At 52.2% G+C, this 9,114-nt stretch carries 10 protein-coding genes and 1 other RNA gene; 5 read left to right on the top strand and 6 right to left on the bottom strand.

The window, feature by feature from the left end:
* Nucleotide 1: 1 nt before the first annotated feature.
* Nucleotides 2-363: a transfer-messenger RNA gene (gene ssrA, locus P1U47_RS17500) on the bottom strand.
* 35 nt (nt 364-398) lie between these two features.
* Complete coding sequence (ppx, locus tag P1U47_RS17495) at nt 399-1,910, bottom strand: exopolyphosphatase (RefSeq protein ID WP_301030512.1); 1,512 nt, start codon at nt 1,908-1,910, stop codon at nt 399-401.
* 158 nt (nt 1,911-2,068) lie between these two features.
* Between ppx and ppk1 the strand changes: the two genes are divergently transcribed.
* Nucleotides 2,069-4,177 carry a polyphosphate kinase 1 gene (ppk1, locus tag P1U47_RS17490; RefSeq protein WP_301030511.1) on the top strand — a complete coding sequence of 703 codons (2,109 nt, stop codon included), beginning with the start codon at nt 2,069-2,071 and terminating at the stop codon, nt 4,175-4,177.
* Nucleotides 4,178-4,200: 23 nt separating this feature from the next.
* On the opposite strand, the gene P1U47_RS17485 is transcribed toward ppk1, so the two are convergent.
* The 3 genes from P1U47_RS17485 to smpB are packed head-to-tail and all read right to left on the bottom strand — an operon-like array spanning nt 4,201 to nt 5,857.
* On the bottom strand, nt 4,201-4,824 hold the full coding sequence (locus tag P1U47_RS17485; protein ID WP_301030510.1) for a methyltransferase: 624 nt from the start codon (nt 4,822-4,824) through the stop codon (nt 4,201-4,203).
* Nucleotides 4,825-4,856: 32 nt separating this feature from the next.
* Nucleotides 4,857-5,354, bottom strand: a complete 498-nt coding sequence (locus P1U47_RS17480) for a histidine phosphatase family protein (RefSeq protein WP_301030509.1) — start codon at nt 5,352-5,354, stop codon at nt 4,857-4,859.
* Nucleotides 5,355-5,377: 23 nt separating this feature from the next.
* Complete coding sequence (smpB, locus tag P1U47_RS17475; RefSeq protein ID WP_301030508.1) at nt 5,378-5,857, bottom strand: SsrA-binding protein SmpB; 480 nt, start codon at nt 5,855-5,857, stop codon at nt 5,378-5,380.
* Between the two features lie 87 nt (nt 5,858-5,944).
* Here smpB and P1U47_RS17470 point away from each other — a divergent pair, with 87 nt between their 5' ends.
* Genes P1U47_RS17470 through P1U47_RS17460 form a run of 3 tightly spaced genes read left to right on the top strand, consistent with a single transcriptional unit; the run spans nt 5,945 to nt 8,074 of the window.
* Nucleotides 5,945-7,315: a sodium-dependent transporter gene (locus P1U47_RS17470; RefSeq protein WP_301030507.1), complete on the top strand. Its 1,371-nt coding sequence runs from the start codon at nt 5,945-5,947 to the stop codon at nt 7,313-7,315.
* A gap of 17 nt (nt 7,316-7,332) precedes the next feature.
* Nucleotides 7,333-7,767 (top strand): type II toxin-antitoxin system RatA family toxin, encoded by a 435-nt coding sequence (locus P1U47_RS17465; protein WP_301030506.1) that lies wholly within the window; start codon nt 7,333-7,335, stop codon nt 7,765-7,767.
* A complete protein-coding gene (locus P1U47_RS17460) occupies nt 7,757-8,074 on the top strand; it encodes an RnfH family protein (protein ID WP_301030505.1) in 318 nt (105 codons plus the stop codon). Before P1U47_RS17465 ends, P1U47_RS17460 begins: the two co-directional genes overlap by 11 nt.
* Here P1U47_RS17460 and bamE read toward each other — a convergent pair whose 3' ends face one another.
* Complete coding sequence (gene bamE, locus P1U47_RS17455) at nt 8,075-8,488, bottom strand: outer membrane protein assembly factor BamE (protein WP_301030504.1); 414 nt, start codon at nt 8,486-8,488, stop codon at nt 8,075-8,077. It lies immediately after the preceding gene.
* Nucleotides 8,489-8,564: 76 nt separating this feature from the next.
* Here bamE and fur point away from each other — a divergent pair, with 76 nt between their 5' ends.
* Nucleotides 8,565-8,981 carry a ferric iron uptake transcriptional regulator gene (fur, locus tag P1U47_RS17450; RefSeq protein WP_301030503.1) on the top strand — a complete coding sequence of 139 codons (417 nt, stop codon included), beginning with the start codon at nt 8,565-8,567 and terminating at the stop codon, nt 8,979-8,981.
* Nucleotides 8,982-9,114 lie beyond the last annotated feature (133 nt).

The raw sequence follows: 9,114 nt of genomic DNA, 5'->3' as shown, positions 1-9,114 counted from the left end.
TTGGTGGAGCCGGCGGGAATTGAACCCGCGTCCGCCAGTCCGCTGCTTAAGGCTCTTCACATGCTTGGTTTCCGTCAATTAATTTAGCCGCAAACAGCCCGACGGGCAGGACGTGATTGGCGATTCTGATAAGGTGTTTCGCGGCTCGGTCTCAGACATACCTTACTCGCTAGCTTGTTCTATATGACAGTCGCGTCCCATTTACAAGCATCTGGTAGCGACCGCTAACCGGGGTTTAAGCGGCTAGAGCGTAGTTGTCGTCGTTGGCAACTATTAGGTTTACAGCTTTGGATTAACGTGATTCGCTGTCATCACGGCATGCACCATAAGTTTTGTAACCGGCGTCGAATCCAAATCGGCCCCAGAGGGTGGATTGTACTCCTTTGGACCGGTGACGACTAGGATTGTTCGCTGTGGTTTTGTTGAATACTGAGTTTGATGTCGAGGCTTTTGTTAAGTAGGTCGGCTTCGTCGTCTAAATCAGCGGCGATGAGCGGGTTGGCTTGCAGCCAGTCTTCGGGAATGCTCAGGTTCAGTTTGTTGGCGTCTTTGCTGCTTAGGGTGATGGTGTTGGGCAGTTGTTTGGCCTGCCTGCGGCGATAGAAGATGCACGCTAAGCGCAGCACGCAAACTAGCGGCCAGTCGGCGGTAACGCCGTAACTGGGGCTGCCCACCGGTTTGGGTTTGCGGCGGTGGTTGGCAACTAAAAAGCTGAGGCGGGCTTGTTCTTGCCGCGAGAAGCCGGGCATGTCGGCGTTGCCGAGAATATAGGCGCCGTGTTTGTGGTAGCCGCCGTGGGCAATGGCTAGGCCCAGTTCGTGCAGTTGGGCGGCCCAGCGCAATAGGGGGTCTGCTTCTTGGTCGGGGGTGGTGATGTGTTGGGCTACGGCGGGCAGCCAGCGGGCGCAGAGTTCGGCTACGCGGTTGCCTTGGGCAGCGTCGATGCTGTATTGGCTAATCAGTTGTTTGATGGTGTCTTCGCGTTTGTCGCGGTGGTGCAGGCGTCCGGCGAGGTCGTGAACGATGCCTTCGCGAATGGCGTAGGCCGAGACGTGCAGGCCCTGCATGTCTAATTCTTCGAATAGGGCGTAGAGCACGGCGAAGCCGCCAACAAAAACGTCGCGGCGGTCTTCACTTAAGCCTTTTATGTTTAGCTCGCGGCTATTATTGGCGTGCAGTACTTGGTCTTTGAGCTGCTCTAGGCCGCTGGCCGAGATGTAACCCGCTTCGCTGAGCTCTTGGTCGGCCAGAATTTTACCAATACTGCGAATGGTGCCTGAGGAACCAACGGCTTCTTGCCACTGTCCACGGAAGGGTTCAACGTAGGGGCCAATCATTTGCCGCGCGGCGTTGACCGCTTTTTTAAAAGACTTTTCGTTGATGTCGCCATTTTTGAAATAGCGCATACTGAAGCTAACACAGCCCATGGGTAGGCTTTCGAGCTGGCGGGGTGTGCTATTGCCCACCACGAGTTCGGTGGAACCGCCGCCAATATCGATAACAAGGCGGTGTTTTTGTTCTGGGGCAAAGTCGTTGGCCACGCCAAGGTAGACGAGGCGGGCTTCTTCGGTGCCTGAGATAATGTTGATGGGTAGGCCGAGTACGGCTTCGGCCTTGGCCATAAATTCAACCGCATTGCTGGCTGCGCGGAGGGTGTTGGTGCCCACAATTCGAATTTGGCGGCGGGGTACGCCGCGCAGGCGGTCGGCCATTTTGGCCAGGCTTTCTAGGGCGCGGTCTTGGGCTTCGTCGCTGAGACGGCCGTCGTCGTCTAGGCCCGCGGCCAATCTAACCATATCTTTATGGCGGTCGATGACGCGGATTTTATTGTCGCTGAAGCTGGCAATGAGAAGGTGGAAACTGTTGGAGCCAAGATCCAGTGCTGCGTAAGAGTCGCTATTTTGAGCCATAGTAGTATGAATTCCCTATTGGCTGCCTAGTGTATCGGCTGAACCGGCGAAAATCGACACTGGGTTTGTGTCATATAAATGACATCCAGCATGGCTACACTAGCGTGTATTTTTTTTGATAGAGTTATCTAGTAGATTATTTGAGGGGTGGGCAGGGCGTGGATAGTACATGGATTGCCAAAGAGTTAAGTTGGTTGTCGTTTAACGAGCGAGTTTTGCAAGAGGCAGCCGACCCGAGTGTGCCAATTATTCAGCGCATTCGCTATTTAGGTATTTTTTCGAATAATCTCGATGAGTTCTTTCGGGTGAGGGTGGCGGATGTGCGCCGCTTGGCGGTGTTTTCGCCCGCGTCTAAGCAAGACGAATACAAAAGTTTGCTGGAAGAAATTCGGCAAAAAGTACTTAAGTTGCAGCAGCGCTTTGACGCGGTATATCGCGAAAACCTAAAGGAGTTGCGCCGCCGCAAGATCTATTTGATAAATGAAAAGCAGTTAGACGAAGCGCAAACCACCTATGTGCGGACGTATTTTCACGCGAATATTCAGCAGGAATTGGTGCCGATTATCCTCGATGACGCCAATCCTATTCCTGAGCTAAATGAGTCGTCTATCTATTTGGCGATTCGCTTGGGTTATGAGTCGCAGACCCGCTTTGCCCTGCTAGAGATTCCCACCTCGCGGCTAGACCGCTTTATTCGGATTCCCAGCCGCAAGGGTAAGCGCGGCAAGGTTTTAATTGCACTAGAGAATATGATTCGGGTGTGTTTGCCCGAGGTGTTTAGGGGGATTTTTCCACTCGAAACGGCCGATGCCTACACCATTAAGCTAACCCGCGACGCCGAGTTGGAACTGAGTGAAGAAGTAACCCACACCTTTGTAGAGAAGATGACTCAGAGCCTTAAGCGGCGTAAAAAAGGCGACCCAGTGCGCTTTGTATATGACGCGGCAATGCCCAATGACTTGCTGGATTATTTGGTTAAGCGCATGAGCTTGGGCAAATTGGACTCGATGATTCCCGGTGGGCGCTACCACAACTCTAAAGACTTTATGCGCTTTCCCAATTTGGGGCCGGCGTATTTGGATGCTAAGTCGCGGCCCACTATTCCGGTGCCGGTGATTGATCAGGCGGCGAATATTTTGAGTTGCCTGCGCGAGCAGGATATTTTGCTGTATTACCCCTATCACAGCTTTAATTATTTAACCGATTTACTGAAAACCGCGGCGATAGACCCCGCGGTGAAAAGTATTAAGGCCAGCTTGTATCGGGTGGCGTCTAACTCTCATGTGGTGGATGCGCTGCTAAATGCGGTGGCTAATCACAAAGAAGTGACGGTGGTGGTTGAGTTGCAGGCTCGCTTTGATGAAGAGGCGAATATCGCGCTGTCGCAGCGTTTAACCGACGGCGGCGTGAACGTTATTTTGGGTGTGCCGGGTTTGAAGGTGCACAGCAAGTTGATTTCGATTGTGCGCCAAGAGGGCAGTGTGCAGCGCTTTTACACTCATGTGGGCACCGGTAATTTCAACGAAAAAACCGCCACGGTGTACACCGATTTTAGTTTGCTCACCTACGACCAAGCAATTGGTGATGAAGTGGCCAAGGTTTTCGATTTTATTGCGTTCAACTATAAGCGCCACGAGTTTAATCACCTTGGAGTGTCGCCCCTCAACACGCGTGAGCGCTTGCTGGGCTTGGTTAAAACAGAAATTCATAATGCTAAGAAGGGGCATGAGTGCGGCATTACCCTTAAATGCAATAATTTGGTCGACCGCGAGCTAATCGACCTGCTCTACGAGGCCAGTGCGGCTGGGGTGCCGGTGCGCTTAATTGTGCGCGGCATGTGTTCTTTGGTGCCTGGCGTGGTGGGGATGAGCGACAATATTGAGGCGATTAGTATTGTTGACGGATTTTTAGAGCATCCACGGGTGTATATTTTTCGCAATAATGGCGAGCCCCGCTATTTTATTTCGTCGGCCGATTTAATGACCCGCAATATTGATTTTCGTGTTGAGGTGACCTGCCCGATTTACAGCAAGCCGTTGCAGGAGATGTTGCAGTCGATTATTGATTTGCAGTGGGCCGACAATGTAAAAGCGCGAATTATTGACGCCTCGCAAAGCAATGCGTTTAGGGTGCGCAAGAAGAGTGGCGGCAAAATACGCTCACAGGATCAAACCCATAAATTTCTGAGCACCGGTAAATTGCCGCGCTTGGCGCGCTTGGATTATCGCCCCAAGCCGAATGCCTTAAAAAAGAAACACAAGAAGTGAGGGGCAAAAGTGCCGTTGGCGGCTTATTGCGAAATGATCAGTAATTCGCCGCTGAGTTTTTTGGGGCTGTTAATTTCTCGGCTAATTAATTCTGCGCCAAAGGCTTTTTGACAGCGCTTGGCCAGCTTGTGAAACGGTGGGCGGCCTGGATCGGCAATAATGATTTTGCCCACGCCGGCGTCGCGGGCGGCGCTAATGGCGGAAAACAAGGGTTTAACTAAGTTGTCCCAAAAGCAAATGTCGCCGCCGAGCATTAAGCTGTGATTCTGTAGGTCTTCGGTTTTAAGGTGTTCGTAGCGTGCGGTGCGGGTTTTAATTTTGACATCGTTGAGCAGGGCGTGGGCGTCGAGGTAGGGAAATACATGCTCGTCGGCGTCTACGGCGGTTACTTTTGCCTTGAAGTGCTGCGCGCAGGAAATTCCTAAAATACCCCAGCCGCAGCCAATCTCCATCATTTTTGCCCGCTTTTTTGGCGGGTTCTCCAGCAGATAATCCATTATCAAAAAAGACGAGCCCCACACCTGATAGCCGTGAATTTCTGGGCCGGGTAAATTGCGCTGCATGCGCCGAATCAGTTTGTGGCTTTTTTTGAGAATGAGAACGTCATTAACAATGCTAATGTCTTTTAACGCTGAACTGTCGGCCATTGCTTGGGCGCATCCTGTGCTGGGTGGTCCCGCTAGCGGAATTGTTTAGGGCGAATAATTTCAATGAGCTTGGCGCTGTCGGCGCGCAGTTGATCCCAGTACTCAATATTAATTTCCAGTTCCATAAAGGTACAGGTGCCAAGGTGACCAATTTTGCCATCGTATAAATAGTTGGCAAGGTCGGCCAGCGCGGGGTTGTGGCCAATAATAAGTGCGTGGTTTTGGGTCTGAGGCAGGTCTTTTATCCACGAGAGGAGTTTGGGCGCCTCAAAGGTGTAGAGGGCTTCGTCGTGGACGATTTCGGCGGTATCTAAAATGCTGGAGTCGGCCTGAAAACGCTTAAGGGTTTCCAGCGCGCGCTTTGCCGTGCTGCAATACACGTATTTAAAGAGGTGTTCGCGGCGTTGAATTTCGTTGGCAATCAATTGGCAGTCGCGCTTGCCACGTTTGGTGATTGGCCGTTCGGCGTCGCTAAGTTGGTCGTCATCCCAACCAGATTTAGCGTGACGCAGCAGATAGAGAGTTTTCATTGGCGTTGGGTGCGATGCTCGGTTTAGGAATTATGTGCGCGCACAATGCGCATTTTTTGGCGTTCCCAGTCGCGGTTCTTTTCAGACTCGCGCTTGTCGTGATCTTGCTTACCCTTGGCCAAGGCTATTTCTGCTTTGACCATGTGCTTTTTCCAATACAGGGCGGTGCACACACAGGTGTAGCCCTTTTGTTGAACGGCCTCTTCCAGCTTGCGCAGTTCTTTTGTGTGTAGCAAGAGCTTGCGGGTGCGGGTTGGGTCGGTCACGTAGTGGGTAGACGCGCTGAGCAGTGGCGAAATATGACCGCCCATCAGAAAGGCCTCGCCGTTCTGGAGGATCACGTAGGTGTCGACGATCTGGATTTTGCCCTGCCGCAGGCTTTTGACCTCCCACCCCTGCAGTACTAAGCCTGCTTCAAACTTGTCGGTAAGGGTGTAGTCGTGCCGCGACTTTTTGTTTAGTGCGATCGTACTGCTGGTATTTTTTGGTTTGTTTTTACTCATGGAGCCGATTATAGAGGGAGTTGCTGGCAAAACCTATTGGCCTCAGGTAAAAAGACCGCTGCTTTGTAGAAATGATGTTGGCGGCCAATGGTTTTAAAGAAACGAAAAATACAGGGAATCTGGTCTAGCCGCTGGACATTTCTTGCTGCCGCCACTGGTTTGGTGGTTAGTTTGGGCAATTTTTGGCGCACGCCACAAGAGCTTGGCCACAATGGCGGTGGTGCTTATTTGCTGCTTTATCTCGGCTTTGTGGTGTTGGTGATGCTCCCCATTGCGGTGGCCGAGGTGCGTATTGCGGTGCGGGCGCGGGGCAATCCAATTCACGCTATCGACCAACTTGCCCATTACGCCAAGGCGAGTAAGCACTGGTCCCTAACCACCCAAATTGCCTGTATAGCGGCTTTGCTGTTGGCGGCCAATTACGCAGTGGTGTCGTCATGGCTATTGGCTTACGTGGCTAAAATGGCTTCTGGCGTAATGGATGGCGCGAGTCTGGACGTGGTTGCTGCGGAGCTGACCAACTTGCTTGCGGCGCCAGAGCAGATGCGCTTTTGGCAGCGAATTTTTTTGTTAGCGGCAATATCGCTGTCGGCCATGAACGTGGTGCGGGGCATGGCAGGCGTACTGCGGGTGTTATTGCCGGTGCTGCTACTGGTGTTGCTAAGCATTGTTTATTACAGCTACGCCTTGGGAGATTTTGCCTCTGCCATGCAGTGGATGTTCACCCTGCGGGTAGCGGATCTGAGTTGGCGGGGCGTGTTCTCTGCCCTGCAACACGCCTTTTACACTCTGAGCATTGGTACTGGCGCATTAATGGCCTACGGCGCGTATTTTCCGTCGGGGCGCTCTATTTCTCGGCAATTGCTGGCGCTGGTGATTATCGATGCTGGCGTTTTGATTCTCGCGGGCTTGGCGATACTGGCGCTGGTGTTTGATCAGCATATTGTGCCCGGCAGTGGCCCTGCGCTGTTATTTATTAGCCTGCCATTCTCTTTTGGTAATTTGGTGTTTGGCGACATTGCTGGCACGGCATTTTTTTTACTGTTGTCTATTTTATCGCTGACCACGGTGGTGGCGCTCATGGAGCCGCTGGTGGCGTATATGGTTGAGCGCTGGGCTGTGTGGCGGCCGGTCGCGGCAATAATGGCGGGTGGCTTGATTTGGGTGTGTGGCGACGTCGCCATCGCGTCCTTGGCCCCAGCCAGTGATTTACGCTGGTTGTCGCGCAGTTTTATGGAGTGGGTCGATATATTGGCGGCCAATATCTTGCTGCCCTTATCGGCTTGGTGTTTCGTTTTGTTTGCCGCATGGCGGGTGCCCAAGGTAGTTTATGGGGTGCGGGACGGCTGGTTTGAGGGCGTGTTTTTTTGGCTTTGGCAGGCCTTGTTGCGGTATATTGCGCCGCCTGCAATATTGGTGGTGTTGGTTGTGGGTTTATACCTGCGAGTGACCGCCTAAACTAATTGGGACCGAGAATGACCGAGATTCGGCGCAGTGCGCTATTGCCATACTCCGCAGACATCGTCTACGAACTGATTAACGATGTGGAGTCTTATCCGCTGTATATGGACGGCTGTGTTGGCGCCGAAGTACTCGCGCGCAGCGAAGATATGATGGAGGCGCGCTTAGATTTGGCCAAGGCGGGTATTAAATTAAGTTTTGTTACCCGTAATCAGCTGGTGGCGGGGCGCAGTGTGAGTTTAAGTTTAGTCGACGGCCCCTTTGAAGATCTGCGCGGCGAGTGGACGTTATTGGCGCTGAGCGCTGAGGCCTGTAAGGTGAGTTTGCATTTGTATTTCTCGCTGACCAATAGTTTGGTTGGCGCGGCCACCAAGCAATTATTTAACTCGGTGGCCAATAATTTAGTGGATGCCTTGGTAAAACGAGCGAACGAACAGTATGGACGATAATAGCAAAACGATTCATGTTGAGGTTGCCTACGCGCTACCAGACAAGCAGCGCATTGTGGCGCTGGAGTTGCCCGAGGGCAGCACTGTTAGAGCCGCGGCTCTGCAGTCTGGTTTGGACAAGCAGTTTGTTGAACTGGATTTGAACTCAGTAGATTTGGGGGTGTTCGGCAAGGGTGTGAGTAAACCCGACGAGCAGACATTGAAAAATGGCGACCGCGTAGAAATCTACCGGCCACTCATTGTCGATCCAAAAGAAGTGCGCAAGCAGCGGGCCGCCAAAGTAAAAGCCCGCAAGGCCGCTGAATAATTATTCAGCGACAGGTGCTGGTACGGTTGCTGGATCAGTTGCAGTGCCGTCGCTGTTTTGTGCCGGCATGGGCTCTACCGGTTTAACGTCGGTTGGTTTAACGTCGGTAGTGAATTTGACCAGCGTGTCGCCTTCAAAATAAGCCGTTAGCTGGTGGCGCTCTACCGGTTCATCTGGCTTGCTCAAAGTGTAAATATAGTCCCAGCGGTTGGGGCTAAAGGTATCGCGCACCATGGGCGTACCCATTACGTATTCTACCTGGCTGCGGCTCATGCCAACTTTAAGCTGGTCTACCATTTCCGAGGTAATAATATTGCCTTGATCGATAGGCAAACGGTAAACGCCGGGGAATTCCAGCGAGCTGCATGCTGCCAAAGTGACGAGCAGGCATGCTGTGGCAAATCGTCTATACATGCTAAAGGGTTCCAATCGCTTACAGAGGCGTGGGATAATAGCGCAATCCCCACCGCAACGCTAAGGTCCAAGGCACATGTCGATAGAAAATAAAGAGCTCCGCAAAGCAGGGCTTAAAGTTACTTTGCCTCGCGTCAAAATTTTGCAGTTGCTGGAACAGGCAGAGAGTGAGAATCAGCATTTTAGTGCAGAAGACGTGTACCGCGCCCTGATGGAGTCGGGCGAAGATGTTGGTTTGGCCACTGTTTACCGCGTACTCACCCAATTTGAAGCTGCAGGTTTGGTGATTAGGCATAATTTTGAGGCCGGTCACTCTGTGTTTGAATTGGAGAAAGGCGAACACCACGACCACATCGTGTGCTTGGAAACCAATGAAGTTATTGAATTTTGCGACGACATAATCGAAGCCCGTCAGCGCCAGTTAGTTGAAGAGCGCGGTTTTGAGTTGGTTGATCACAGTTTGGTTTTGTATGTAAGGCCGAAGAAAGGCTAGTCGGACGTCGGGTGTCTGAGGTCTGACGCATAAAGTCAAAGGCTGCGCTTGACGAGGTTTTGGGTGTGGAATCCAATTTTCCGACATCCGACATCCGACATCCGACATCCGACATCCGACATCCGACATCCGA

This window comes from Zhongshania sp. (genome assembly GCF_029212375.1).
Classification (GTDB): Bacteria; Pseudomonadota; Gammaproteobacteria; order Pseudomonadales; family Spongiibacteraceae; genus Spongiibacter.
Note: the sequence above shows the minus strand (reverse complement) of the source record. Positions and strands in the feature narration are given on the sequence as shown.